The sequence below is a fragment of the Pseudomonas sp. Z1-12 genome (genome assembly GCF_051132015.1).
Classification (GTDB): Bacteria; Pseudomonadota; Gammaproteobacteria; order Pseudomonadales; family Pseudomonadaceae; genus Aquipseudomonas; species Aquipseudomonas zanjanensis.
This window is the reverse complement of sequence record NZ_CP071647.1, coordinates 2,378,630-2,403,726: the sequence shown is the minus strand read 5'-3', so window position 1 is coordinate 2,403,726 and position 25,097 is coordinate 2,378,630. Positions and strand designations below refer to the sequence as shown.

Sequence of the window (25,097 nt, the reverse complement as noted above, 5' to 3'; positions counted from 1 at the left end):
GCTCTCCTAAAGGTTCGTTACGACTAGCGAAATTGCGCGAGGAACCGCAAGTCGTTGTCGAAGAACAGACGCAAGTCGTTCACGCCGTAACGCAGCATGGCCAGGCGTTCCACGCCCATGCCGAAGGCAAAGCCCGAGAATTCTTCCGGATCGATTCCGGACATGCGCAGCACGTTCGGGTGAACCATGCCGCAGCCCATGACTTCCAGCCAGCCCGTCTGCTTACAGACGCGGCAGCCTTTGCCGCTGCACATCACGCATTCCATGTCGACTTCCGCCGACGGCTCGGTGAATGGGAAGTACGAAGGGCGGAAACGCACGGCCAGCTCTTTTTCGAAGAACACCCGCAGGAATTCTTCGATGGTGCCTTTGAGGTCGGCGAAATTGATGTCGCGATCAACCAGCAAGCCTTCGACCTGGTGGAACATCGGCGAGTGGGTGATATCGGAGTCGCTGCGATACACACGGCCTGGGCAGACGATGCGGATCGGCGGCCGCTGCGATTCCATGGTGCGGACCTGTACCGGCGAGGTATGGGTGCGCAACAGCATGTTCGCGTTGAAATAGAAGGTGTCGTGCATCGACCGGGCCGGGTGATGGCCTGGGATGTTGAGCGCCTCGAAGTTGTGATAGTCGTCTTCGACCTCGGGGCCTTCGGCAATGCCGTAGCCGATGTGGGTGAAGAACTGCTCGATGCGTTCCAGGGTCCGAGTGACCGGATGCAGGCCACCAGAAGTCTGGCCACGGCCAGGCAGGGTCACGTCGATGGACTCGGCGGCGAGCTTGGCGGCCAGGTCCGCCTCCTCGAACAACGCCTTGCGCGCATTGAGGACCTCTGTGACACGCTCCTTGGCAACGTTGATCAGCGCACCGACCTGCGGACGCTCTTCGGCTGGCAGGTTCCCCAGGGTCTTCATCACCTGAGTCAACTCGCCCTTCTTGCCAAGGTAGTGAACCCGGATTTGCTCCAGGGCATTGATATCTTCAGCGCTTTGCACAGCCTCTAGTGCTTGAGCGACCAGCGCGTCCAGGTTTTCCATGTACAGACTCCAGATACAAAATAGGGGAAGAGCTTTAAGGCTCTTCCCCTATTTATGACGTTTGACACCTGGGCCCACAGAGGTGGACCCCGGTGACTGCCGGGGGTACTTAAGCCAAGGTGGCTTTAGCTTTCTCGACAATCGCAGCAAACGCCGCTTTTTCGTTCACTGCCAGATCAGCCAGAACCTTACGGTCGATCTCGATGGACGCTTTTTTCAGGCCAGCGATGAAACGGCTGTAGGACAGACCGTTAACACGAGCACCAGCGTTGATACGAGCGATCCACAGAGCGCGGAACTGACGTTTTTTCTGACGACGGTCACGGTAGGCGTATTGGCCTGCCTTGATTACCGCTTGCTTGGCAACACGGAATACGCGGGAACGCGCGCCGTAGTAGCCTTTAGCAAGTTTCAGAATTTTTTTGTGACGTTTACGGGCAATGACGCCACGCTTTACACGAGCCATGAGTTACTTCCTCTATTCTTGATCCAAAAATTAACGAAGGCGCAGCATGCGCTCGACTTTTGCCACGTCAGACGGATGCAGCAAGCTGCTACCGCGCAGTTGACGCTTACGCTTGGTCGACATTTTGGTCAGGATGTGGCTCTTGAAAGCGTGCTTGTGCTTGATACCGTTAGCAGTTTTCAGAAACCGCTTAGCAGCACCACTTTTGGTCTTCATCTTTGGCATGTTCGGATACTCCGCATTCAGTTGATAAACATAATCGCAAGGCCTGCCGTGCCCTGGTGATTACTTCTTCTTTTTCGGGGCGATGACCATGATCAGCTGGCGTCCTTCCATCTTAGGATGCTGTTCGACCGAACCGTACTCGAGCAGGTCTTGTTCAACCCGCTTGAGGAGTTCCATCCCCAGCTCCTGGTGGGCCATCTCACGGCCGCGGAATCGCAAGGATACCTTGGCCCTGTCCCCATCACTCAGGAAACGTACCAGGTTGCGCAGTTTTACCTGGTAATCCCCTTCCTCCGTCCCTGGACGAAACTTGATTTCTTTTACCTGAATCTGCTTCTGGTTTTTCTTCGCCGCGGCAATCTGCTTCTTCTTTTCGAAGATCGACTTGCCGTAGTCCATCACCCGGCAAACCGGTGGGACTGCGTCCGCGGAGATTTCTACCAGATCAAGCTTGGCTTCTTCAGCAATACGAAGCGCTTCATCAATCGAGACGATGCCAATCTGCTCGCCGTCAGCGCCAATTAACCGAACCTCGCGTGCCGAGATATTCTCGTTGATCGGGGCTTTCGGTGCAGCTCGTTTATCTTGTCTCATTTCACGCTTAATAATAATTACTCCAAATCTGGGCGACCACGCCGGGAAACCGCTTGCGCGAGGAACTCAGCGAATTCGGCGACGGGCATCGAGCCCAGGTCAGCACCTTCACGAGTACGCACAGCGACAGTCTGCATCTCGACCTCCCGATCTCCAATAACCAAGAGAAAGGGAACCTTGAGCAAAGTATGCTCGCGGATTTTAAAGCCGATCTTTTCATTTCTCAAGTCGGACTTGGCACGAAATCCGCTTTGATTGAGAGTTTTTTCGACTTCAGCGGCAAAATCTGCCTGTTTATCAGTGATATTCATGATCACTGCCTGGGTCGGCGCCAGCCACGCAGGGAACGCGCCCTCGTAGTGTTCGATCAGAATCCCGACGAAACGCTCGAACGAACCAAGGATCGCGCGGTGAAGCATGACCGGGTGCTTGCGGCTGTTGTCTTCGGACACATATTCAGCGCCCAGACGGATCGGCAGGTTGAAATCGAGCTGCAAGGTACCACACTGCCACACGCGACCGAGGCAATCTTTCAGCGAAAATTCGATCTTCGGACCGTAGAAGGCGCCCTCACCCGGCTGCAGGTCGTACGCAAGCCCCGCGCTATCAAGGGCGGCGGCCAGGGCCGCTTCGGCGCGATCCCACAGCTCATCGGAGCCGACGCGTTTTTCCGGACGAGTGGACAGCTTCATCTCGACCTCGGTGAACCCGAAATCGCGATAGACGTCCATGGTCAGCTTGATGAACGCGGCGGATTCGGCCTGCATCTGCTCTTCGGTGCAGAAAATGTGCGCATCGTCCTGGGTGAACGCACGCACGCGCATGATGCCGTGCAGCGCACCCGATGGCTCGTTGCGGTGGCAAGCACCGAACTCGGCCAGGCGCATTGGCAGTTCGCGGTAGCTCTTCAAGCCCTGGTTGAACACCTGCACGTGGCACGGGCAGTTCATCGGCTTGATGGCGTAGTCGCGGTTTTCCGACTGGGTGGTGAACATGTTGTCGGCGTAGTTGGCCCAGTGCCCGGATTTTTCCCACAGGCTGCGGTCGACCACTTGCGGCGTCTTGATCTCCAGGTAGCCGTTCTCACGCTGGACCTGGCGCATGTACTGCTCGAGCACCTGGTACAGGGTCCAGCCGTTTGGGTGCCAGAACACCATGCCCGGGGATTCTTCCTGGGTATGGAACAGGCCCAGGCGCTTGCCGATCTTGCGGTGATCGCGCTTTTCGGCTTCTTCGATGCGCTGGATGTAGGCCGCCAGTTGCTTCTTGTCCGCCCAGGCGGTGCCGTAGACGCGCTGCAATTGCTCGTTCTTCGCGTCGCCACGCCAGTAGGCACCGGACAGCTTGGTCAGCTTGAAGGACTTCAGGAAGCGGGTGTTCGGCACGTGCGGGCCGCGGCACATGTCGACGTATTCTTCGTGGTAGTACAGGCCCATGGCCTGCTCGTCCGGCATGTCTTCCACCAGACGCAGCTTGTAGTCCTCGCCACGGGCCTTGAAGACTTCGATGACTTCGGCGCGCGGGGTGACTTTCTTGATGACGTCGTAATCTTTCTCGATCAGCTGCTGCATGCGCTGTTCGATGGCCGCCATGTCGTCCGGGGTGAAAGGACGTTCGAAGGCGATGTCGTAATAGAAGCCCTCATCGATGACCGGCCCGATGACCATCTTCGCGCTCGGGTACAGCTGCTTGACCGCATGGCCGACCAGGTGCGCGCAAGAATGGCGAATGATCTCCAGCCCCTCTTCATCCTTGGGCGTGATGATTTGCAGCGTGGCGTCGCTGTCGATGACGTCACTGGCGTCGACCAGCTTGCCGTTGACCTTGCCGGCCAGGGTGGCCTTGGCCAGGCCAGCACCAATGGATGCGGCGACCTCGGCTACGGAAACCGGGTGATCGAACGAACGTTGACTGCCGTCGGGAAGAGTAATAGTTGGCATGGCGCCTCCTCTCCTAGTGGTGACCCCTACCAAAGGTCACGTGGGTTGGGATGAGCCAGTACAAGATCCAGTCCAGGCCATTCAATGACGAACGCCTGCCTTACAGCGGCAGGAGCCTTGCGGCCAACCGGGAAACCGAACCAGAGTGACTGGGATTCAAATCAGGGTTATTCGGGTTCTTTGCCAGCGGGACGAACGATCATCCGCAGCCTGGAAATAGCCGAGCCCGGCATGCTAGCACAGATGAACGGTCATCGCCGCGTGGGAATTGAAGCAGACGTAAATCCAGGGTTTTTATGCCAGAGTGCTGAACTGAAGCGAGCGCAACGCCTCAGATAACAAGACATCGACCCGAAAGGAGCATCTTCGCATGCGTCTGAATACATTGTTTGCAGTAGTCGCCCCCCTCGCCCTGCTGCTTCCCCTGACCGCCCATGCCGACTGGCCCAAGGGCGAGCGCGAAAAATACATGGCCCAATGCACGCAAGCCGCGACGCCCCAGATCGGCGCGGCCGCGGCCAAATCCCATTGTGCCTGCGGGGCAGACGCGATCAAGTCCTACCCAGCGTCGGACATCCAGGCCCTGATGGACAACAAGGCCACCCCGGAACTGCAGCAGAAAGCACTCGGCCAGATCGCCAAATGCAAGGCCAACCCGCCTGCGAAAAAATGAATAATCGGGGCCTTGCGAGGCGCCCGACAGGGATAAAAAGGCTCGAATAAAGGCTTTTTTCTTTGATTTATGCAGGTTTTTCAGCTTTTTTTATCGTCTTTACTTTCGGCTGAAAGCCTTTAAAACCGGGCCTTTCAGCGGGTAAAGGCGATAAAGTAAACACGACTGATTGGCAAACAGCGCCTGCGGGGGGCTCCCAAATCGAACATTTCGACTATGATACCCGGGTGTGCCCAGTTGGCCTGAGCAGCACAGTACACTGAAAATATATGTTTCTTGGAGATACACCATGTCTAATCGCCAAACCGGCACCGTTAAATGGTTCAACGATGAAAAAGGCTTCGGCTTCATCACTCCTCAAGGTGGCGGTGACGACCTGTTCGTACACTTCAAAGCTATCGAAAGCGACGGTTTCAAAAGCCTGAAAGAAGGCCAGACCGTTTCCTTCGTGGCTGAGAAAGGCCAAAAGGGTATGCAAGCTGCACAGGTTCGCCCAGAGTAATTTCTCGGCGTACTAAAAAAACCCCGTCCATGTGACGGGGTTTTTTATGGGCGATTGAAAAGCGTCGATCAGCCGCAGTTCACTCGATTGATCACCAGGCTGGCATCGGTATTGAGGTTCAGGCGATCGGAGCGATATTCAAGCGTCACCATGTCGTTGGGCTTGAGGATCCGCGCATTCTGCGCGCCGGCACGGGTACGGGCCTGCTCCAGCAGCTCTGGCGAAGCCTTTTTTCCAATGGCGAACTCGGCGGCCTTTGCTTCGCAGCGGGTGTGACCGGTCTCGGCCGCCACAGGTTCAGGGGTCGATTCAGAGGTGTTGCTGCAACCGCTCAAGATCATGGCGGCCAGCAAAGTACTCAATGACGCGAGCTTCCAAGGCATGAAGCCTCCTTTTTTCGATGAATAAACAGTGAGCGTGCGACAACCTAAACGGCGCTTGGTTGCAACACCGCAGCCATCAGACTGGGAAAGCTGGCAGTTTGCCTGAGCCCGTTCCCGCTGTTCAGGCTTGAATCGTGACTGGATATGAACGCGACTCAATAAACGTCGATGTAATCGAAGGGCGGATTGGGCCAGTTGTCCTTCAGCGCGTTGTAGATCTGCATGACCCAAACCTCGTCACTGGCAGCGACGCGCCCGACGTAGCCCGAACCCTTCGCCCAGGTCTCGAGGCGAAACCGTAAACCGTCGATGTCGGTGCCGCCGACCACACCCGAGGACAAATAGGCGATGCCGCCCTTGGTCACGCGCAGCTGGGTATGCTCGTCATCACTAGCCGAGGCCAGCAACTGACGAACCGCCTCGACGGTCAGGCCATCAGGAGCGTTCAAATCGATCTGCACGGTGGGGCTCCTTAAAAATAAAAGACCAAGTGTCGCACAGCCCTCCCCCAATGCCTAAGTCGCAGTGCCAAATCCTCGGCAAAAATGGTTAACTCAGCCTACAGACCTCCAACTCGCGAGCCCGACCATGAGCACCGTCAGCATCGAAGCCACCATCAATGCCAAATGGTCGCAGGGCCACAGCTCCTATAGCCCGGGCAGCCCGGAGGAACTGGCGCTCATCGGTATAGAATTGTTGGTGAAGGAGCTGGGAACGGAGGTCGCACGCGACTTCATCCAGCAGGCCTTCGAGCGTTACCCGAGCGTCGTCGACGCCGTGGATTGAGGCTCATGCACCCGCAGCTCCGGCCTGCGGGCACATGACAGGCTAGTTACTTCAGGCGCGCCAGGCGCTCGGTTAGCAGGTCGAAGAAGCCTTGGGCATCGCCGTTTTCCACCCAGAACGCGTTCTTCGGTGCCTTCAAGCCGTCGTACCAGTCAACGATGGTCTGCCCGAACGTCGGCCCCTCGCGGCTGTCCACGACGACATTGACCGAACGGCCGGTGAACAATTGCGGCTTGAGCAGGTAGGCAATCACCGTCGCGTCATGCACCGGCCCGCCCGTCATGCCGTAGTGCTCCATGTCGCCCTTGACGTATTCGTTGAGAATATCGCCCACCAGCTTGCTGGCGTTATTGTTCAACGCCGCGATCTGCTTCAGGCGCGCTTCGCTGGTGAGGATCTTGTGGGTCACGTCCAATGGCAGGTAGGTCAGCTTCACGCCGCTCTTGGCCACCACCTCGGCCGCCTGCGGGTCGGCGAACAGATTGAACTCGGCCACCGGCGTGATATTGCCGCCGTTGAAGTGCGCGCCGCCCATGATCACCACTTCCTTGATGCCCTGGACGATATCGGGCTCCTGGACCAAGGCCAGCGCCAGGTTGGTCTGCGGACCCAGCATCGCAATGGTGATGCTGTGGGGCTTGGCAGCCTTTAGCGTGTCGATCAGGTAGTTGACGGCATTGCCCTCGGCCAACCCCTTCTTCGGCTCATGTACCGTGACACCCGACAGGCCTTCCTTGCCATGGATGTTTTCGGCGTAGATGGGCGTGCGCATCAACGGTTTCGGCGCACCGGCGTAGACCGGCACGTCTTCGCGCCCCGCCCATTCACGGGCCAGGCGAGCGTTGCGCGAGGTCTTGTCCAGGCGCACATTGCCGGCAACGGTGGTCAGCGCACGGATATGCAGTTCCTCGGGCGATGCCAGGGCGAACAGCAGCGCCACCACGTCGTCAGCGCCTGGATCAGTGTCGATGATCAAGTCGATTTTTTCCGCTGCCTGGGCGCTCGTTGCGGTGATCAGTGACAAAAGCAGCAGACTCCGGATCAGTTGATGCATTTTCTGAGCATAGCGGTGCATGGCGCACTCCTTGTGCAGGGTTGAACAGGATTAGAACGTCACTCCAGCGACCAGCACGATATTGCAGTACGGCGAACACTCGCCGGTACGAATGATCGCCCGCGCCTGTCGGCTGATGACCTTGAATTGCTCATGACTGACCAACGCCCGCTCCCCCAGCGCACCCTCTGCATTCAACGTTTGCAGGGTCGTCAGGGCCGACGGTTGCTTGTCGAGGATTTCCTCGGCCAAAACATGGCTTTCCACCTGCATTTCGCTGAGCACCACCTTCAAGGTGCTGACAAAGTCAGGAATGCCATGGGTCAGGGCCAGGTCGATCAACTCGACCTGGGGCGGCACAGGCAGGCCGGCATCGCCGATGACCACCTTGTCGCCATGGCCGAGGGAAGCGATCAGTCGTGACAGTGCCACATTCAACAACGGCGTCTTTTTCATGATTTGAAAGCCTGTACGTCCAGCAATGTGGGAATTGAAGGTTGCGCGCCGGATCGGGTGACCGACAGCGCGGCGGCGGCCTGACCGAAACGAATCGCGTCGACCTCGTTCTTGCCGCTGGCCAGGGCTGCCGCGAAGCCGCCGACAAAGGTGTCTCCGGCCGCCGTGGTGTCCACTGCCTTGACCCGCGGGGCCGGGAAATGTTCGAAGCTGGCACCGTCGGCGAACATCAAGCCCTGGGCACCCAGGGTCACGATCACCTTGCCGGCACCGGCGGCGATCAGATGCGCTGCGGCGGCTTCGGCGGTTTCCAACGATTCCACCGCCAGCCCGCTCAGCACCGCGGCTTCGCTTTCATTGGGAATCAGATAATCGACGCAGGCATACCAGTCGGCCGGCAACGCATGGGAAGCCGGCGCGGGGTTGAGAATGACGGTTTTGCCCAACTCACGGCCGCGCTTGAGGGCATGGCCGACGGTGGCGTCCGGCACTTCCAACTGGCAGATGATGACATCGGCGCTTTGCAGCACTGCATCGACACTGTCCAAGACCTCGGCAGTGAGTGCTCCGTTGGCGCCGGCGACAATGACGATGGCATTCTGGCTGTTGTCATCAACGACAATCAGCGCCACGCCACTTGAGTCCTCCACCACGCGGACCGCCTGGCAGTCGATGCCCTCGACCAGCAGCGCGCCGCGCAATTGCTCGCCGTAGGCATCGCTGCCCACGCAACCCACCATCGACACCTGCGCGCCCAGGCGCGCGGCAGCGACCGCCTGGTTGGCGCCCTTGCCGCCCGGGATGGTAGCGAACGATTGACCAATCAGCGTTTCACCGCCACGGGGCAGGCGCGGCGCCCGGGTCACCAGGTCCATGTTCAGGCTGCCGATTACCACTACTTTTGCTGGCATACATCACTACTCATCAATTCGGTTCAGCGGTATTGGGCGAATGTACCGGACAGCGGTGCAGTCGACTCTCGCAGGACAATACTCGGCGTCACGATCCGCTGGTCGGTGGCAAGGCTAGGCGTCGCGATACGCAGCAGCAGCACTTCGGCCGCCATCTCGCCAAGCTGCAGGATCGACTGCCCCACCGTGGTCAACGCCGGATAGACATAACGGCTCATCTGGATGTCGTCGAAACCGATGACCGACAGTTCGCTGGGCACGCGCACGTTGCGTTCGGCGGCGGCACGCAGCACACCGATGCCGATCATGTCGTTGGCCGCAAAGATCGCGCTGGGCGGCTGCCGCTCAAGCAGTTGCGCAGCGGCGCGGTAGCCGCCGGTACTGGTGAAATCGCTCTCGAGCATGCGCTCGACGGGCAACTCGATCCCCGCCTCTTTCAGCGCTCGGCAGTAACCGGCCAAGCGCATTTGCGCCACGCTGGTATTGGCCGGGCCGCCGATAAAGGCAATATCGCGGTGCCCCAGCTCCAGCAAATGCCGGGTCGCCAAGTAGGCGCCGTATTCATGATCGATGCGCACCAGGTCCGCATCGACACCCTCGAGCCCGCGGTCGACGATCACCATGGGCGTGCGCACGTTGGCCAGCCCCTCGGCCAGGCCGACATCACCGCCGGTGGACGCGAAGATCAGCCCATCGATACGTTTTTCCAGCAATACCCGCAGGTAGCTGCGTTGCTTGTCCGGGTTGTCGTCGGAGTTGCACAGGATCACGCAATAGCCGTTGCGCTCACAGTAATCCTCAATGCCCCGGGCCAGTTCGGCAAAGTAAGGGTTGAGGCTGTTGGGCACCAGCAGGCCGATGGTCGCCGTGGTCTTGGCCTTGAGCGACCGGGCCACGGCGCTGGGCACGTAGTCCAGGCGCTCGATGGCCGCCTCGACCTTGAGCCGCACCTCCTCGCTGACCGGTCGCGTCTTGTTCACCACATGGGACACGGTGGTGTAGGAAATACCTGCGAGCGCCGCTACATCCTTGATCGTCGCCATGGTTCAAGCCCGCCGACTGGCGCGCTGGCTGCGGTAGGTATCGAGCACGACCGCCACCACGATCACCGCGCCGGTAATGATGCGCTTGGTCGGCTCGGTGGCGCCAATCTGCGCCAGGCCCGCCGCGAGCACGGAGATGATCAGCACGCCAAAGAAGGTGCTGATGACCGAGCCGCGCCCACCCATCAGACTGGTGCCGCCAATGACGACTGCAGCGATCACTTGCAGCTCGAGCCCCGAACCGGCGTTCGGATCCGCGGCCTCCAGGCGAGAGATCTGGAACAGCGCCGCCACACCGGCCAGCAGCCCCATCAGGCTGAACACCAGGATCTTGTAAGGCTTTGGGTTGATGCCGGCCAGGCGCACGGCTTCTTCATTGGTGCCGATGCCGATCAGGTAGCGACCGAACACCGTGCGGGTCAGCACCGCTTGGGCAATGAAGATCACCAGCAAGGCGATGATGAACGAAGGCGAGATGCCAAAGGCGATGGGATTGGACAGCCAGGCGAACGAGTCGCCGATGTAGGCGGTCCGGGATCCGGTCATCTGGTACGCCAGGCCCCGGGCCATTTCCAGCACGCCGAGGGAGACGATGAACGATGGAATCCGCCATGCCACGGTGATCGAACCAGTGACCGTGCCCGCCAGCGCCGCCACGGCCATGCCGAGCAAGGCCGATGGCCAGACGCTCCAACCCCAGCCGAGCACGGCCACGCTGACCGTCGAGGCTGCCAATGCGAGCACCGAGCCCACCGACAGGTCGATGCCGCCGATGATCAGGATGAAGGTCATGCCGACCGCCAGCACCATGAGGTCGGGAATCTGGTTGGCCAAGGTGCTGAACGTGTCATAGGACAGGAAATGGCTGCTCAGGACCGAGAACAGCGCGACCATGGCCAGCAGCGCGCCAGCCAGGCCCAGGTAGGTCCCGAGGCCATAGAAGTTGCCACTCGATTTGCCGACGGCAGATGCGGTTTTCATGAAAAATCCCTAGGCGCTGCTTCGTTGAGCAACGCATCACGTTTCTGGTAGCCGGCGAATGCGGCGGCAAGCAAGTCATCCTGGGTCCAGCTGTCGCGCTCGAAGGTGTCGATCAAGCGTCCGGCAGACAGCACGCCGATCCGGTCGCAGATCAACATCAATTCCCGCAGGTCACTGGACACCACGACTAGCGCCTTGCCCTGGCGAGTCAGCTCGCCGAGCAGTGCATAAATATCGAATTTGGCACCGACGTCGATGCCACGGGTCGGCTCGTCGAACAGCATGACCGCACAGTCACGTTCGAGCCAACGACCGATCACGACTTTCTGCTGGTTGCCGCCCGACAATTCGGACACCAATTGGGTCGGGCTGGAACTGCGGATGCGCATGGCATCGACCTGCCGCTGGGCCAAGGCCAATTCGGCATCGCCATTGACCAGGCCGGCGCTGGAAATCTCCGGCATGTTGCCCAGGGCAATGTTGGCGGCGATGGATTGAGTCAGCAGCAGGCCTTCGCCCTTGCGGTCTTCGGTGATCAATGCAATGCCATGGGCCACCGCATCGGCCGGCGAGCGAATGCTCACGACCTGGGCCGGCGAACCCAGCGCCACCGTGCCACTGTCGGCCGGGTCTGCACCGAAGATCAGCCGCAACAACTCGGTGCGCCCGGCCCCGATCAGGCCGGAGATGCCAAAGATCTCGCCACTGCGCACTTCGAAGGACACGTCACGGACCTTGTCGGAACGGGTCAGGCCTTTGACGGTCAACGCTGGCGCGCCGATCTGGCGCGGACCAAGGTCGATATGCTCGCCCAGCTCCCGCCCGACCATCAGGGTCACCAGTTGCTCGCTGTCGTAGTTGGCCATCGGCTCGACGCAGACCAGGTTGCCATCGCGCAGCACGGCAATGCGCTGGGCGACCCGCGCCAGTTCTTCGAGGCGATGGGAAATGTAGATGATCGACACGCCGCGCGCCTGCAGGCGCGTGATCTGCTCAAAAAGCATCTCGACTTCGCGCGCCGTGAGCATGGCGGTCGGCTCATCGAGAATCAGCACATGGCAATCGCCGATCAGGTTGCGGGCGATCTCGACCATCTGCTGGTGACCGATCCCCAACTCGCCGACCAGCGTGTCGGGATCGATGGCATCGAGGCCCACCTGGGCCATGGCCTCGATCGCCGCCTTGCGCAACTGCTTGCGGCTGATCCAGCCACCGTGGCTGGGCAGGTTGTCGAGAAACAGGTTTTCCGCCACGGACAGGGTCGGCAGCAGGTTGAGTTCCTGCATCACCATGCGTACGCCCAGCTCTTCAGCCTGGGCCCGGCTGCCAGGACGATAATCCTGCCCTTGAAATTGCATCTGCCCGGTCGTCGGCGTCACCAGCCCACCGATGATCTTGGACAAGGTGCTTTTGCCGGCGCCATTTTCGCCGGTCAGCGCCAGCACCTCACCGCGCATCAACGTCAGGGTGATGTCGGTCAGTACTGGCTGGGCATAGGTCTTGCCGATACCGCTGACGCACAGGACAGCGTTCGGGTCGCGAACGGACATAACAAACTCTCCAATGCGCTCGCCCGGAGGGGCGAGCACCGTTGTGTCGCCAGGATTACGGCTTGGTCACCAGCTCGACCGGAGTTTCGATAACGCCGTTGGTGCCGCTGTCGACTTTTTCGCCCTTGAGCATCTTCAGCGCTGTTTCGATGCCGAACACCGCCTGCTTGGCAGCGAACTGGTCGGCAGTCGCCAGGACACGACCGTCCTTGAGCATCGGCTTGATGGCGTTGATGTTGTCGTAGCCGACCACCTGCACCTTGCCGGCCTTGCCTGCCGCGCGCACGGCCGATACGGCACCGACCGCCATGCTGTCGTTACCGGCCAGCAGTGCCTTGATGTTCGGGTATTCGCTGAGCATCGACGCGGCCACCTGGTTGCCCTTGTTGATTTCCCAATCGCCGGATTGCAGGGACACGACCTTGACCTGCGCCGCTTCCATCGCATCCTTGAAGCCCGCGGTACGGGCCTGGGCGTTGGTGGTGGTGGACACGCCTTCGATAATGCCGACCTCGTCACCGGCCTTGAGCTGCTTGGCCAGGTATTCGCCCACCAGACGCGCGCCCTTGCGGTTGTCAGGACCTACGAACGGCACGGTGATGTTCTTGCTCTTGACCACGGCCGGATCGAGCTGGTTATCGATGTTGATGACCGTGATGCCGGCATCCACGGCTTTCTTGATCACCGGCACCATCGCCTTGGAATCCGCGGGCGCGATGATCAGGGCATCGACCTTGGACACGATCATCTGCTCGACGATACGGATCTGGTTGGCGGTGTCGGTTTCATCCTTGATCCCATTGGAGATCAGGTCGAAATCGGCGGAGTGTTCCTTCTGATAAGCCTTGGCGCCGTCTTCCATGGTCAGGAAGAATTCGTTGGCCAGGGATTTCATGACCAGGGCGACCTTCGGTTTTTCTGCGGTCTGGGCGAATGCCGAGGAGAGAGGCAGCGCAGCGGAGGCAGCCGCGAGCATGGCAACAGCGAGAAGGCGTCCAGCGAATGGCAACTTCATGGGTTCACTCCGATCTTATGATTATTGTGAGCAAATCAGTGCACGGAACGCCGCGCAAACGTTTGCGTGAAGTGAACTATGGTAAGGCTTCAGGGATTTGTCAACGTTGCGATTTGATCCGCAACGTCGCAGCTCAACGGAGAAGCTCAGGCTGTCGTGTTGACCACCGTACCCGAACCGGCACCCTTGGCCAGCTCCGTGACCAGGCGGCCGGTGACTTCCAGCAACGCGCCACTGGTATCGGCAATCTGGCCCTGAACCGCCATGACCGCCGAGGTCTTGGCTTCCTCCGTCGAATAGTTGCGCGCCTCGGCGGCGGCCAGTTGCTGTTGCTGCTCACGGAGCTGTTGCTGCAGCTCTTGCATCCGTTTGAGCAGCACCTGGACGGCCACGCTCTCGGTGCTGCCACCCTCCTGCGCCTGGTCGGCTGCTTCGGCGCTGGCACCCAGGCCCGTGCGAACCTTGCCCGAGGTTTGCGTCGTACCCAAGGCCTCATCGGCAGCCTGGGCTTCTGCCTCGCTCAGCGCCTTCAAGGTGGCTGCGGATTTGCCGCCGATGGTCACGGCTGCCGCACTGGGAAAGCCGATGGAAAAGGCCATATCAAAACTCCATGAAGGGGGATTCCTACGAAGGACATCGCCCGCCGAAGCACTTTCTTTAGCGCTTGCCGAGATCAGTCGATAACTTCGCCACCCTGAACGGGTGACACCTGTTTATGTACGGAGAAAAAAATTCTTTCTCCTACACCAAAACGAAAAAAGTGCTGTCAGACGATCTTCTTGAATTTTAAGTAGTTGCGTAAATGCCTACGGTTAAATACTGTATGCCCGTACAGCTTAATAAGGATAATCCTGTGGCCACTCCCTCCGCTGCAACCACCCCCTTAGATTCCTATACGCGACTCGGCCTTCGGGTCTCGAAAATCATCAACGCCCCCACCGCGCAAAAAGCCAAGGCCGCACTGATCTTCCGTCTTCCCGACGAGCCTGTGGATGAGTGGGAGCGCCTCCTGGAAGAAATCGACGAGAACGACAACGTGACCCTCGCCTATCGCGACGACGGTGGCGTGCAGGTTTTCTGGGTTGTGCCGAAGGAAGATTGAGCGTGATGAGTGTTCGCTGTTTAGCTTTACTGCTTGTGTTTATCGCCACGGGCGCACAGGCCGGTGCCCCGCGCACCTTCAACGAAGCCAAGAAAATCGCCTGGAAACTCTACGCCCCGCAATCCACGGAGTTCTATTGCGGCTGCAAATACACCGGCAACCGCGTGAACCTGGCCGCCTGCGGTTATGTACCGCGCAAGAATGCCAGCCGTGCCGCTCGTATCGAGTGGGAGCATATCGTTCCGGCGTGGCAGATCGGCCATCAGCGTCAATGCTGGCAAGCAGGCGGTCGCAAGAACTGCACCCGCTATGATCCGGTCTATCAACGGGCCGAGGCCGACCTGCACAACCTGGTGCCGAGCATCGGGGAAGTGAATGGCGACCGCAGCAATTTCAGTTTCGGCTGGCTGCCGGAGCAAAAGGGCCAATATGGCTCATGCCTGACCCAAGTGGATTTCAAGGCCAAGAAGGTCATGCCCCGCCCTTCCATCCGAGGGATGATCGCCCGGACCTATTTCTACATGAGCAAGCAATATGGCCTGCGCCTGTCGAAACAGGACCGGCGCCTGTATGAAGCCTGGGACAAGACCTACCCGGTCGAAAGCTGGGAACGCCAGCGCAACCAGAGCGTGGCGTGCGTCATGGGACGTGGGAACGAGTTTGTGGGGCCGGTGGACATGAAGGCCTGCGGTTGACCTCCCCTTTGTAAACACCACAAACCCACTGTGGGAGCGAGCTTGCTCGCGATAGGGGCATGTCAGTCAAGCTCTACATTGGCTGATCCACCGCTATCGCGAGCAAGCTCGCTCCCACAAGGGGTCGGCTGCGCAGCTGGAAATTCTGCCCCATCACAAATCCCTGTGGGAGCGGGCTTGCCCGCGAAGGCGTCCGCACAGCCAACATCTTGGCAAGCTGACACACTGCCATCGCAAGCTCTCACAGGTTTTGTTATGCCGACTTACGGGGCCGTCGGGTAATCCACCACCAACGCCTCGATGTTGCGTTTCTTCGCCCGGACCAACGCGGCCGTGACCTGTTCCTGCTTGGCTTTGGCTTCAGCCTCGGAGCTCAAAGGGCCGACCAGGACGCGCTCCTTGCCGTTTTCCCGCACCACGGTCGACATGAAGCTGTGCTCGATGAGCCAACCGGTCAGGTCGCTGACAGCCTGCGGTGTCTGCCCGCGAACCTCGACGGCCCACTGCGGTGCGGCAGCGCCGGCCGGTGCGGAGGTCGCGGCGGGTTTCGGCTTCGGTGCTTCGACGTCACGCCCTTCCCCGCACCCTGCCAGTGCCAATACCGCAATTACCCAAGCCAATTTGCGCACAACGTTTCCCCTGGAAGACATGAGGCACGGATTTTAGCACCCGTGCCCATCAAGATCGCCGCAAACAATGCTCAAAACACGAGAATCCTGCCCGGCGTCTCTGTATAGTCGCACCCTGGGAATTAATGCAGCATCTGCACGTCAGAAAGAGGCACCCACATTGTGACACTTAGCACTAATCTATAAGCAGTACCGACATCTGCACTGTCTGAATCAGGTGCCCTATAAAGCAATCAAGGAGAACACCATGCTGATACTCACCCGCAAAGTCGGTGAAAGCATAAACATTGGTGACGACATCACGATCACCATTCTAGGCGTTAGCGGCCAACAGGTCCGGATCGGCATCAACGCCCCGAAGAACGTTGCGGTGCATCGCGAAGAGATTTATCAGCGTATTCAGGCCGGCCTCACCGCGCCCGACAAGCCGCAAACTCCCTGAGCCTTGCAAGCAGTCCGCAGCCAGCCCGTTTGCATCGTCGCAATGGCTGGCTAAAGATTCTGGTCGACCGCGCCGTACCCCGCCCTCCTCGCCTTCCTTCGTCCCGCCCGTGAACCGATACTAATGGCATGGCCTCTAGCATGGCTGTCAGACGTTTCGTTTTAATGATGGCGAAGCAGGCGTTCGCGGCCGGTCAGCCTAGGCCCACGCCGCGCGCCATGCCTGTGGCGGCGACCACCATCAAGATCAGCAACAAGGCTTCGATGTGGCTGATCCGCGCCAGTCGGCCGGCTTTCGAAGGATCGATCGCCGCCCCTTTGCCCAGCGCCATCCGCCATTTGATCAGGGCGATCATTGGCACGATCTCCAGCAGCAGGATCAGCAGCAGCAACGTCATCTTCAGGTGAAACAGCGGTTGGTGCAGATAATAGTCCGTGCCTTTTTCGAACCCGCCGAAGGCTCGCATCCCACCGGTCACCAACAGCACCAGCGCCGACAAGCCCCATACGTTGTCGGCGACCAAGACACCCCGCACCGCATCCACGCCGCCCGCCAGGCGTCGTAGCGCCGTGCCGCGCGTCAGCACCGCCCAGAACCCGAGGGCAAACGCCAGCAAATGAATTGCCGCAAGCGACCAATGAGTCAACATGGAAGACTCCTGACAGAGAGAACGTCGAATCGACCTGACAGTACTAGCTCATAAAGCAATGATTGCCAGGGTTGGCATGCAAAAAACTGCGGGGGGTATCAGTGACAAAAATGCTGCCTGAGACACCGCATTCGCGAGCAGGCTCGCTCCCACAGGGGATTTGTGAGGATGAGATGCTTGTGAACCCTGCAAAAAACTGTGGGAGCGAGCTTGCTCGCGATGGCGGTCTTTCAGTCAACATCATTGCGGACTGATCTGACGCTATCGCGAGCAAGCTCGCTCCCACAGGGGGGTATTGCAGGCTTTGAAGATCTTAGTCCGCCAGTCGCCAGGTCGTCCCGCCCTTCCCGTCTTCCAGCACCACGCCCATGGCGGTGAGCTGGTCGCGGATGCGGTCGGATTCGGCCCAGTCCTTGTTGGCCCGGGCGGTCAGGCGCGCCTGGATCAAGGCTTCGACCTCGGCGGCGTCCACCCGGCCTTCGGCGCCAGCCTGCAGAAAGTCATCGGCTTCGAGCTGCAACACACCCAGCACGCTGGCCAGTTCCTTCAGGCGGGCCGCGAGACCGGCCGCAGCATTGAGATCGCTCTCACGCAGACGGTTGATTTCGCGCACCATCTCGAACAGCACCGCGCAGGCTTCCGGCGTGCCGAAGTCGTCGTTCATCACTTCGGTGAAACGCGCCACGAACGCTTCGCCACCCGCGGGCGCCACGGCAGGCAAGCCCTTCAACGCATGGTAGAAACGCTCCAGGGCACCCTTGGCGTCCTTGAGGTTGTCTTCCGAGTAGTTGATGGCGCTGCGATAGTGGCTGGACACCAGCAGGTAACGCACGACTTCCGGGTGGTACTTGTCGAGCACGTCGCGGATGGTGAAGAAGTTGTTCAAGGACTTGGACATCTTCTCGCCATTGATGCGAATCATGCCGCAATGCATCCACGCGTTGGCGTAGGTCTTGCCGGTGGCCGCTTCGCTCTGGGCGATTTCGTTTTCGTGGTGCGGGAATTCCAGGTCGCTGCCGCCGCCATGAATGTCGAAGGTCTCGCCCAGGCAGCAGGTGGACATCACCGAGCACTCGATGTGCCAGCCCGGACGCCCGGCGCCCCACGGCGACTCCCAGCTCGGCTCGCCCGGCTTGGCGCTCTTCCACAGCACGAAGTCCAGCGGGTCTTGCTTCGACTCGTCGACTTCGATGCGTGCGCCGATGCGCAGGTCTTCGATCTTCTTGCGCGACAGCTTGCCGTAGCCCATGAACTTGGCGACGCGGTAGTACACATCGCCATTGCCCGGTGCGTAGGCATAACCTTTGTCGATCAAGGTCTGGATCATCGCCAGCATGCCCGGGATGTGGTCCGTGGCACGGGGCTCCAGGTCCGGCTTGAGGATATTGAGGCGCGCCTCGTCCTCGTGCATGGCCTTGATCATGCGCTCGGTCAGCGCATCGTACGGCTCGCCGTTTTCACGGGCACGGTTGATGATCTTGTCTTCGATGTCGGTGATGTTGCGTACGTAAGTCAGGTCGTAGCCACTGAAACGCAACCAGCGGGTCACCAGGTCGAAGGCGACCATGCTGCGACCATGGCCGATGTGGCAGTAGTCGTACACGGTCATGCCGCAGACGTACATGCGGACCTTGTTGCCATCCAGCGGCTTGAAGACTTCTTTGCTCTTGGTGAGCGTGTTGTAGATCGTAAGCACAGGGTTTCCCTTAAGACTTGATCACTGACCCCAGGAATCGCGCAAGGTCACGGTACGGTTGAATACCGGAGCACCGGGTTTCGAGTCCTTGATATCCGCGCAGAAGTAGCCTTCGCGCTCGAACTGGAAACGGTCTTCCGGCTGTGCGTTGCCCAGCGAAGGCTCGGCACGACAACCCGTAAGTACTTGCAGGGAGTCAGGGTTGATGTTGTCCAGGAAGCTGGCGCTGTCTTCGGCCTTCTCCGGGTTCGGCGAACGGAACAGGCGATCGTACAGGCGCACTTCGCACTCGACGCTGGCGGCGGCCGGCACCCAGTGGATCACGCCCTTGACCTTGCGACCTTCCGGGTTCTTGCCCAGGGTGTCGGGATCGTAGGAGCAACGCAGTTCGACGATGTTGCCGTCGGCGTCCTTGATGGCTTCGTCGGCGCGGATCACGTAGCTGCCACGCAGGCGCACTTCACCGGCAGGCTCCAGGCGCTTGTAGCCTTTTGGCGGCTCTTCCATGAAGTCGTCACGGTCGATGTAGATTTCCCGGGCGAATGGCAGGACGCGCACGCCCATGTCTTCTTTCGGGTGGCGCGGCAGCTCGAGGTTCTCGACCTGGCCTTCCGGGTAGTTGGTAATGACGACTTTCAGCGGACGCAGCACGCACATGGCGCGGGGGGCGCTGTGGTCCAGGTCGTCACGGATGCTGAATTCCAGCATGCCGAAGTCCACCACACCGTCGGAACGGTTGGTGCCGACCATCTCGCAGAAGTTGCGGATCGATTTGGGTGTGTAGCCGCGACGACGGAAGCCCGACAGCGTCGACATGCGCGGGTCGTCCCAGCCATTGACGTGCTTCTCGTCCACCAGTTGCTTGAGCTTGCGCTTGCTGGTGATGGTGTAGTTCAGGTTCAGGCGACTGAATTCGTACTGGCGCGGGGTGGCCGGCACCGGCAGGTGCTCGAGGAACCACTCGTACAACGGACGGTGGCTTTCGAACTCCAGGGTGCAGATCGAGTGAGTGATGCCTTCGATGGCATCCGACTGGCCATGGGTGAAGTCATAGTTGGGGTAGATGCACCATTTGTCGCCGGTCTGGTGGTGATGGGCGTGACGGATGCGGTACATGATCGGGTCGCGCAGGTTCATGTTCGGCGAGGCCATGTCGATCTTGGCGCGCAACACCCGGGCACCGTCCGGGAACTCACCGGCGCGCATGCGGGCGAACAGGTCCAGGTTCTCTTCCACGCTGCGCTCACGGAACGGGCTGTTCTTGCCCGGCTCGGTCAGGCTGCCACGGTATTCCTTGGCCTGCTCGGGGGTCAGGTCGCACACGTAGGCGTTGCCGGACTTGATCAGCTCCACTGCCCAGTCGTGCAACTGGTCGAAATATTGCGAGGCGTAGCGCACCTCACCGGACCATTCGAAACCCAGCCACTTGACGTCGCTTTCGATTGCGTCGATGTATTCCTGGTCTTCCTTGGCCGGGTTGGTGTCGTCGAAACGCAGGTGCGTGACGCCGCCGAACTCCTGGGCCAGGCCGAAATTCACGCAGATCGACTTGGCATGGCCGATGTGCAGGTAGCCGTTGGGCTCCGGTGGAAAACGCGTGACGATCTGTGTGTGCTTACCCGAGTCCAGGTCCGCCTGGATGATCGGGCGCAGGAAATTGACCGGCACGGCCGGGCCGGTCTTGGAATTCGAGGTAGGGTCGACAGTGGGCTTGCTCATAGGATCCTTGAACATACAAGTGCGCGGCCGGGTGCGGCCTGATAAATCAAAGCCCGTATCATAGCCGATGCTGTCAAGCACCTGACAGGCCAGGCCGGCAAACGATTGAATTTAATCGACGGCCAGATGAAAAACAGCCTCGAAATTCGTGCCTGGCGCGCTAAACTGCCCAACCTGGCGATTGCAGCCGGACCGGTTGCGGGCGTTCGCGCCCCGAAACCCACGAATTTCTTGAAAGAGTAGTAATCATGACCCAAGTCAAACTGACCACCAACCATGGCGACATCGTCCTGGAACTGAACGCCGAGAAGGCTCCGATTACCGTTGCCAACTTCGTTGAATACGTCAAGGCAGGCCATTACGAGAACACCGTTTTCCACCGCGTGATCGGTAACTTCATGATTCAAGGCGGTGGTTTCGAGCCGGGCATGAAGGAAAAGAAAGACAAGCGCCCAAGCATCCAGAACGAAGCCGACAACGGTCTCTCCAACGACAAGTACACCGTCGCCATGGCCCGCACCATGGAACCGCATTCGGCCTCCGCGCAATTCTTCATCAACGTCGCCGACAACGCGTTCCTGAACCACAGTGGCAAGAACGTCCAGGGCTGGGGCTACGCGGTATTCGGTAAAGTCACCGCCGGCACCGACGTGGTCGACAAGATCAAAGGCGTCGCCACCACTTCCAAGGCTGGCCACCAGGACGTCCCGGCAGAAGACGTGATCATCGAGAAAGCCGAGATCATTGAGTGATACTGCTGATTTCAGACTTGCATCTGGAAGAGGAGCGCCCGGACATCACCCGGGCGTTTCTGGATTTACTGGCCACACGCGCCCGTTCGGCGCAAGCGTTGTACATCCTGGGCGACTTTTTCGAAGCCTGGATCGGCGACGATGCCATGACGCCCTTCCAGCGTTCCATCTGCCAGGCCCTGCGCGAATTGAGCGACAGCGGCACGGCCATTTTCCTGATGCACGGCAATCGCGATTTCATGCTGGGGCAGGCCTTCTGCAAAGCGGCCGGCTGCACCCTGCTCAAGGACCCGAGCGTCGTGCCGTTCAATGGTGAGCCGGTGCTGCTGATGCACGGTGATAGCCTCTGCACCCGCGACGAAGGCTACATGAAGCTGCGGCGCTGGCTGCGCAACCCGGTCACGCTGTTCATCCTGCGTCACCTGCCGCTGGGCAGCCGCCAGAAACTGGCGCGCAAGCTGCGCAGCGAAAGCCGCGCGCAGACACGCATGAAAGCCAATGACATTGTCGACGTCACGCCCGAAGAGATCCCGCGGATCATGCAGCAATACGGCGTGAAGACCCTGGTCCACGGCCACACCCACCGCCCCGCCATCCACAAGTTGCAACTGGGCGAACACGCCGCCCGACGCATCGTGCTGGGGGATTGGGACAAGCAAGGCTGGGCGTTGCAGGTGGATGAACAGGGGTTTGCGTTGGCGCCGTTCGGGTTTGCGCCGCCGCCACAACTGCCGGCACCCGAGGCAATCCCCAGCCACCCATGACCCTTGCGGAGGCGAGCTTGTGGGAGCCGAGCTTGCTCGCGATGGGGCCCTTCCAGTCAACATCTCTGCTGTCTGTCACGCCGCTATCGCGAGCAAGCTCGGCTCCCACAAAAGCTTGCTCCCACAGCGATTGTGCTTGAATCAATGACCGCTGGCAGCAGGCCCCGCCTTCGCCGCGAACGGCGGTTTGGCCAGCCACACCAGCACGATCAACCCCATGAACGCCCACCCCAGCAATGTGAAGTAATCCACGGTGGAGAGCATGTACGCCTGGCTGTTGAGGATCTGGTCGAGCTGGGCATAGGCCGGCGTACTCGCGCCGCCGAGCTGGTTGAGGGCTTCGCGGGTGGTGGGCTCGAAGGTGCTGATGCTTTCGCTCAGGTAGGCGTGATGTTGGTCGGCCCGGCGGATCCAGATCCAGGTGGTCAACGACGCGGCAAAGCTGCCGCCCAAGGTCCGCAGGAACGTCGCCAGCCCCGCGCCGTCGGCAATCTGGTGCGGCGGCAGGTCCGACATCAGGATGCTCAAGGTCGGCATGAAGAACAGCGCCACGCCAATACCCATGAACAACTGCACCAGCGCAATGTGCTGGAAATCCACTTCGTTGGTGAAGCCGGCGCGCATGAAGCAACTCAGGCCGATGGCCAGGAACGCCAGCCCGGCCAGCAAGCGCAGGTCGAACTTGTGGGCGTACTTGCCGACGAAAGGCGACATCAGCACCGGCAGGATGCCGATGGGCGCCACCGCCAGCCCGGCCCAGGTCGCGGTGTAGCCCATCTGCGTCTGCAACCATTGCGGCAGGATCAGGTTGATGCCGAAGAACCCGGCATAGCCGCCCACTAGCACAATGGTGCCGATGCGGAAGTTGCGATAAGCGAACAGCCGCAGGTTGACCACCGGATGGCGATCGGTCATTTCCCAGATCACGAACACCGCCAGGGCAATGACTGAAATCAAGGCTCCGATGACGATGAAGTTCGACTCGAACCAGTCCAGGTCGTTGCCCTTGTCGAGGATCACCTGGAGTGCACCGACGCCGATGATCAACGTGATCAACCCGACGTAGTCCATCGGTTGATGACTGGTGACCACAGGCCGGGCCTTGAGCTGCTGGCGCACCACCATCACCGCAAAGATCCCAATCGGCACGTTGATGAAGAAGATCCACGGCCAACTGTAGCTGTCGGTGATCCAGCCACCGAGGATCGGCCCGGCAATCGGCGCCACCACCGTGACCATCGCCAGCAGCGCCAAGGCCATGCCCCGCCTGGCCGGCGGGTACACGGCAATCAGCAGCGTCTGGGTCATCGGGTACAACGGCCCGGCCACCAGCCCCTGGACCACACGAAAGCCAATCAGCTCCGGCATCGAAGTGGAAATGCCACACAGGAACGAAGCGAGCACGAACAACATCGTTGCCCACAAAAACAGCTTCACCTCGCCAAAGCGTCGGCTCAGCCAGCCGGTGAGCGGCAGGGCGATGGCGTTGCTCACCGCGAACGAGGTGATCACCCAGGTGCCCTGCTCCGAGCTGACGCCCAGGTTGCCGGAAATGGTCGGCAAGGCGACGTTGGCGATGGTGGTGTCGAGCACTTGCATGAACGTCGCCAGCGACAGCCCGATGGTGCTGAGCAACAGGCTGGGCGGCGTGAAGGACGCGTTATTGCTCATTGCGAGAATCCTATGAAGCGGAGGTGGCGAGACCCAAAACCCTGTGGGAGCGAGCTTGCTCGCGATAGCGATGTATCAATCAACACTGGAGCAAGCTGATCTGACGCCATCGCGAGCAAGCTCGCTCCCACAGGTTCATGCCATAACTGACTAACGCTGCGCGGTCTTGCTCGCCGCGGCGCTGTTGTCGTGGATCAGGCGGGTGATCATCGCGTCGGCATCGGCCAGTTGTCGATCATAGACCTGGGTGCTGAACGAGGCTTTCTGCGGTGGCTGCTGGGCAAGTACCGGGCCGCTCTGGTCGTGCAGGTTGACACTGACCTGGGTCGACAGGCCGACCCGCAGCGGGTGCTTGGCCAGTTCCTGGGCATTGATGTGAATACGCACCGGCACCCGCTGGACGATCTTGATCCAGTTACCGGTGGCGTTCTGCGCCGGCAGCAAGGCAAACGCACTGCCGGTCCCGGCGCCCAGGCTGTCGATGGTGCCGCTGTACTTCACATCGCTGCCGTACAGGTCGGTCTCGATGTCCACCGGCTGGCCGATGCGCATGTCACGCAGTTGGGTCTCCTTGAAGTTGGCATCGATCCACAGTTGATCCAGCGGGATCACCGCCATCAGCGCCGTGCCCGGCTGCACCCGTTGGCCCAACTGCACGGTGCGCTTGGCCACATAACCGGTGACCGGCGCGATCAAGGTGCTGCGGGCATTGGTCAGGAAGGCCTGGCGCAGTTGCGCGGCCGCGGCTTGCACATCGGGATGGGATGACACCACGGTATCGTCCACCAACGCGCTGGTCGTCTTGAGCTGTTGCCGGGCATTGGCCAGGGCGTTCTGCGCCGAGGTCAGGTCATCCCGGGCGTGGGACAGTTCTTCCTGGGAAATCGCCCCGCCGGCCGCCAGGTTCTTGCGTCGGCTGTAGTTTTCCTGGGCCTTCTGCACTTCGGCCTCTTGAGCATTGACCTGCGCCCGCATGCCGTCGACGTTACTGTACAAGCCACGCACCTGGCGCACGGTCCGGGCCAGGTTGGCCTGGGCACTTTGCAGCCCGACTTCGGCATCGTTCGGATCGAATTGCACCAACACCTGGCCTTCACGCACCAGGTCGCCGTCATCGGCACCGATGCTCACCACGGTCCCGGTGACTTGCGGAGTGATTTCCACCACGTTGCCATTCACATAGGCGTCGTCGGTGCTTTCGCTCCAGCGACCATACAGTTCATGCCAGCCCCACACCCCCAGGCCCGCGAGGATGACGATCAGAGTGAGTGCCAACAGCATGACCTTGCGCTTGCGTGGGTTGCCGCTGTCTTGGGTTTGTGCGGATTGAGTCGTTTCGGCAGTCGCCATGACAAGTAC

At 60.3% G+C, this 25,097-nt stretch carries 29 protein-coding genes; 8 read left to right on the top strand and 21 right to left on the bottom strand.

Features of this window, described 5'->3' with window-relative positions:
* Window positions 1-23 precede the first annotated feature (23 nt).
* The 5 genes from pheS to thrS all read right to left on the bottom strand — a co-directional run bounded on the left by pheS (window position 24) and on the right by thrS (window position 4,265).
* The gene (gene pheS / locus J3P85_RS10715) at window positions 24-1,040 is read right to left on the bottom strand and encodes a phenylalanine--tRNA ligase subunit alpha (RefSeq protein ID WP_186706639.1); all 1,017 of its coding nucleotides are present in this window, start codon (window positions 1,038-1,040) and stop codon (window positions 24-26) included.
* A gap of 109 nt (window positions 1,041-1,149) precedes the next feature.
* Entirely contained in the window at window positions 1,150-1,506 is a 357-nt protein-coding gene (gene rplT, locus J3P85_RS10710) for a 50S ribosomal protein L20 (protein WP_002553161.1), read from the bottom strand.
* 30 nt (window positions 1,507-1,536) lie between these two features.
* Window positions 1,537-1,731 carry a 50S ribosomal protein L35 gene (gene rpmI, locus J3P85_RS10705; protein ID WP_002553160.1) on the bottom strand — a complete coding sequence of 65 codons (195 nt, stop codon included), beginning with the start codon at window positions 1,729-1,731 and terminating at the stop codon, window positions 1,537-1,539.
* A gap of 60 nt (window positions 1,732-1,791) precedes the next feature.
* A complete protein-coding gene (gene infC, locus J3P85_RS10700; RefSeq protein WP_169432615.1) occupies window positions 1,792-2,343 on the bottom strand; it encodes a translation initiation factor IF-3 in 552 nt (183 codons plus the stop codon).
* Window positions 2,343-4,265, bottom strand: a complete 1,923-nt coding sequence (gene thrS, locus J3P85_RS10695; protein ID WP_014337550.1) for a threonine--tRNA ligase — start codon at window positions 4,263-4,265, stop codon at window positions 2,343-2,345. The genes infC and thrS overlap by 1 nt, the downstream gene beginning before the upstream one ends.
* 370 nt (window positions 4,266-4,635) lie before the next feature.
* Here thrS and J3P85_RS10690 point away from each other — a divergent pair, with 370 nt between their 5' ends.
* Entirely contained in the window at window positions 4,636-4,938 is a 303-nt protein-coding gene (locus J3P85_RS10690) for a hypothetical protein (protein WP_434705762.1), read from the top strand.
* A 289-nt stretch (window positions 4,939-5,227) separates the two neighbouring features.
* A complete protein-coding gene (locus J3P85_RS10685) occupies window positions 5,228-5,440 on the top strand; it encodes a cold-shock protein (RefSeq protein WP_003179963.1) in 213 nt (70 codons plus the stop codon).
* Between the two features lie 68 nt (window positions 5,441-5,508).
* On the opposite strand, the gene J3P85_RS10680 is transcribed toward J3P85_RS10685, so the two are convergent.
* Window positions 5,509-5,823: an I78 family peptidase inhibitor gene (locus J3P85_RS10680; protein WP_434705761.1), complete on the bottom strand. Its 315-nt coding sequence runs from the start codon at window positions 5,821-5,823 to the stop codon at window positions 5,509-5,511.
* Between the two features lie 155 nt (window positions 5,824-5,978).
* Window positions 5,979-6,284, bottom strand: coding sequence for a hypothetical protein (locus J3P85_RS10675; protein ID WP_186706636.1), 306 nt, complete (start codon window positions 6,282-6,284; stop codon window positions 5,979-5,981).
* A gap of 127 nt (window positions 6,285-6,411) precedes the next feature.
* On the opposite strand from J3P85_RS10675, the gene J3P85_RS10670 reads away from it, so the two are divergent.
* Window positions 6,412-6,609 carry a hypothetical protein gene (locus tag J3P85_RS10670; RefSeq protein ID WP_434705759.1) on the top strand — a complete coding sequence of 66 codons (198 nt, stop codon included), beginning with the start codon at window positions 6,412-6,414 and terminating at the stop codon, window positions 6,607-6,609.
* Window positions 6,610-6,655: 46 nt separating this feature from the next.
* Here J3P85_RS10670 and J3P85_RS10665 read toward each other — a convergent pair whose 3' ends face one another.
* From J3P85_RS10665 to J3P85_RS10630, 8 genes are all read right to left on the bottom strand, one after another.
* Entirely contained in the window at window positions 6,656-7,684 is a 1,029-nt protein-coding gene (locus J3P85_RS10665) for a nucleoside hydrolase (RefSeq protein ID WP_003203636.1), read from the bottom strand.
* A 30-nt stretch (window positions 7,685-7,714) separates the two neighbouring features.
* Window positions 7,715-8,119: a D-ribose pyranase gene (gene rbsD / locus J3P85_RS10660; RefSeq protein WP_250962210.1), complete on the bottom strand. Its 405-nt coding sequence runs from the start codon at window positions 8,117-8,119 to the stop codon at window positions 7,715-7,717.
* Window positions 8,116-9,030 (bottom strand): ribokinase, encoded by a 915-nt coding sequence (gene rbsK, locus J3P85_RS10655; protein ID WP_434705758.1) that lies wholly within the window; start codon window positions 9,028-9,030, stop codon window positions 8,116-8,118. The genes rbsD and rbsK overlap by 4 nt, the downstream gene beginning before the upstream one ends.
* 23 nt (window positions 9,031-9,053) lie before the next feature.
* Window positions 9,054-10,073: a LacI family DNA-binding transcriptional regulator gene (locus J3P85_RS10650; protein ID WP_186706632.1), complete on the bottom strand. Its 1,020-nt coding sequence runs from the start codon at window positions 10,071-10,073 to the stop codon at window positions 9,054-9,056.
* A gap of 3 nt (window positions 10,074-10,076) precedes the next feature.
* Window positions 10,077-11,054: an ABC transporter permease gene (locus J3P85_RS10645; protein WP_186706631.1), complete on the bottom strand. Its 978-nt coding sequence runs from the start codon at window positions 11,052-11,054 to the stop codon at window positions 10,077-10,079.
* The gene (locus J3P85_RS10640) at window positions 11,051-12,604 is read right to left on the bottom strand and encodes a sugar ABC transporter ATP-binding protein (protein ID WP_434705757.1); all 1,554 of its coding nucleotides are present in this window, start codon (window positions 12,602-12,604) and stop codon (window positions 11,051-11,053) included. Before J3P85_RS10640 ends, J3P85_RS10645 begins: the two co-directional genes overlap by 4 nt.
* A 55-nt stretch (window positions 12,605-12,659) precedes the next feature.
* Window positions 12,660-13,619, bottom strand: a complete 960-nt coding sequence (locus tag J3P85_RS10635; RefSeq protein WP_186706629.1) for a sugar ABC transporter substrate-binding protein — start codon at window positions 13,617-13,619, stop codon at window positions 12,660-12,662.
* 146 nt (window positions 13,620-13,765) lie between these two features.
* Window positions 13,766-14,218 (bottom strand): hypothetical protein, encoded by a 453-nt coding sequence (locus J3P85_RS10630; protein WP_434705756.1) that lies wholly within the window; start codon window positions 14,216-14,218, stop codon window positions 13,766-13,768.
* Between the two features lie 203 nt (window positions 14,219-14,421).
* Here J3P85_RS10630 and J3P85_RS10625 point away from each other — a divergent pair, with 203 nt between their 5' ends.
* Entirely contained in the window at window positions 14,422-14,721 is a 300-nt protein-coding gene (locus J3P85_RS10625; protein WP_053121397.1) for a DUF1654 domain-containing protein, read from the top strand.
* Between the two features lie 5 nt (window positions 14,722-14,726).
* On the top strand, window positions 14,727-15,416 hold the full coding sequence (locus tag J3P85_RS10620) for an endonuclease (RefSeq protein WP_186706626.1): 690 nt from the start codon (window positions 14,727-14,729) through the stop codon (window positions 15,414-15,416).
* 263 nt (window positions 15,417-15,679) lie between these two features.
* Here J3P85_RS10620 and J3P85_RS10615 read toward each other — a convergent pair whose 3' ends face one another.
* The gene (locus tag J3P85_RS10615; RefSeq protein ID WP_434705755.1) at window positions 15,680-16,045 is read right to left on the bottom strand and encodes an SPOR domain-containing protein; all 366 of its coding nucleotides are present in this window, start codon (window positions 16,043-16,045) and stop codon (window positions 15,680-15,682) included.
* Window positions 16,046-16,292: 247 nt separating this feature from the next.
* On the opposite strand from J3P85_RS10615, the gene csrA reads away from it, so the two are divergent.
* Complete coding sequence (gene csrA / locus J3P85_RS10610) at window positions 16,293-16,487, top strand: carbon storage regulator CsrA (RefSeq protein WP_003179932.1); 195 nt, start codon at window positions 16,293-16,295, stop codon at window positions 16,485-16,487.
* Between the two features lie 193 nt (window positions 16,488-16,680).
* Here the strand turns inward: csrA and J3P85_RS10605 are convergent, their stop codons facing one another.
* From J3P85_RS10605 to J3P85_RS10595, 3 genes are all read right to left on the bottom strand, one after another.
* A complete protein-coding gene (locus J3P85_RS10605; protein ID WP_434705754.1) occupies window positions 16,681-17,136 on the bottom strand; it encodes a DUF2214 family protein in 456 nt (151 codons plus the stop codon).
* Between the two features lie 313 nt (window positions 17,137-17,449).
* A complete protein-coding gene (gene cysS, locus J3P85_RS10600) occupies window positions 17,450-18,832 on the bottom strand; it encodes a cysteine--tRNA ligase (RefSeq protein ID WP_434705753.1) in 1,383 nt (460 codons plus the stop codon).
* A gap of 21 nt (window positions 18,833-18,853) precedes the next feature.
* Window positions 18,854-20,551 (bottom strand): glutamine--tRNA ligase/YqeY domain fusion protein, encoded by a 1,698-nt coding sequence (locus J3P85_RS10595; protein WP_186730386.1) that lies wholly within the window; start codon window positions 20,549-20,551, stop codon window positions 18,854-18,856.
* Between the two features lie 248 nt (window positions 20,552-20,799).
* Here J3P85_RS10595 and J3P85_RS10590 point away from each other — a divergent pair, with 248 nt between their 5' ends.
* Window positions 20,800-21,303, top strand: coding sequence for a peptidylprolyl isomerase (locus J3P85_RS10590; protein WP_411385057.1), 504 nt, complete (start codon window positions 20,800-20,802; stop codon window positions 21,301-21,303).
* A complete protein-coding gene (locus tag J3P85_RS10585) occupies window positions 21,300-22,067 on the top strand; it encodes a UDP-2,3-diacylglucosamine diphosphatase (RefSeq protein WP_434705752.1) in 768 nt (255 codons plus the stop codon). The genes J3P85_RS10590 and J3P85_RS10585 overlap by 4 nt, the downstream gene beginning before the upstream one ends.
* Window positions 22,068-22,208: 141 nt before the next feature.
* Here J3P85_RS10585 and J3P85_RS10580 read toward each other — a convergent pair whose 3' ends face one another.
* Window positions 22,209-23,738, bottom strand: a complete 1,530-nt coding sequence (locus J3P85_RS10580) for a DHA2 family efflux MFS transporter permease subunit (RefSeq protein WP_434705751.1) — start codon at window positions 23,736-23,738, stop codon at window positions 22,209-22,211.
* Window positions 23,739-23,888: 150 nt separating this feature from the next.
* Window positions 23,889-25,088, bottom strand: coding sequence for an efflux RND transporter periplasmic adaptor subunit (locus J3P85_RS10575; protein ID WP_186730384.1), 1,200 nt, complete (start codon window positions 25,086-25,088; stop codon window positions 23,889-23,891).
* Window positions 25,089-25,097 lie beyond the last annotated feature (9 nt).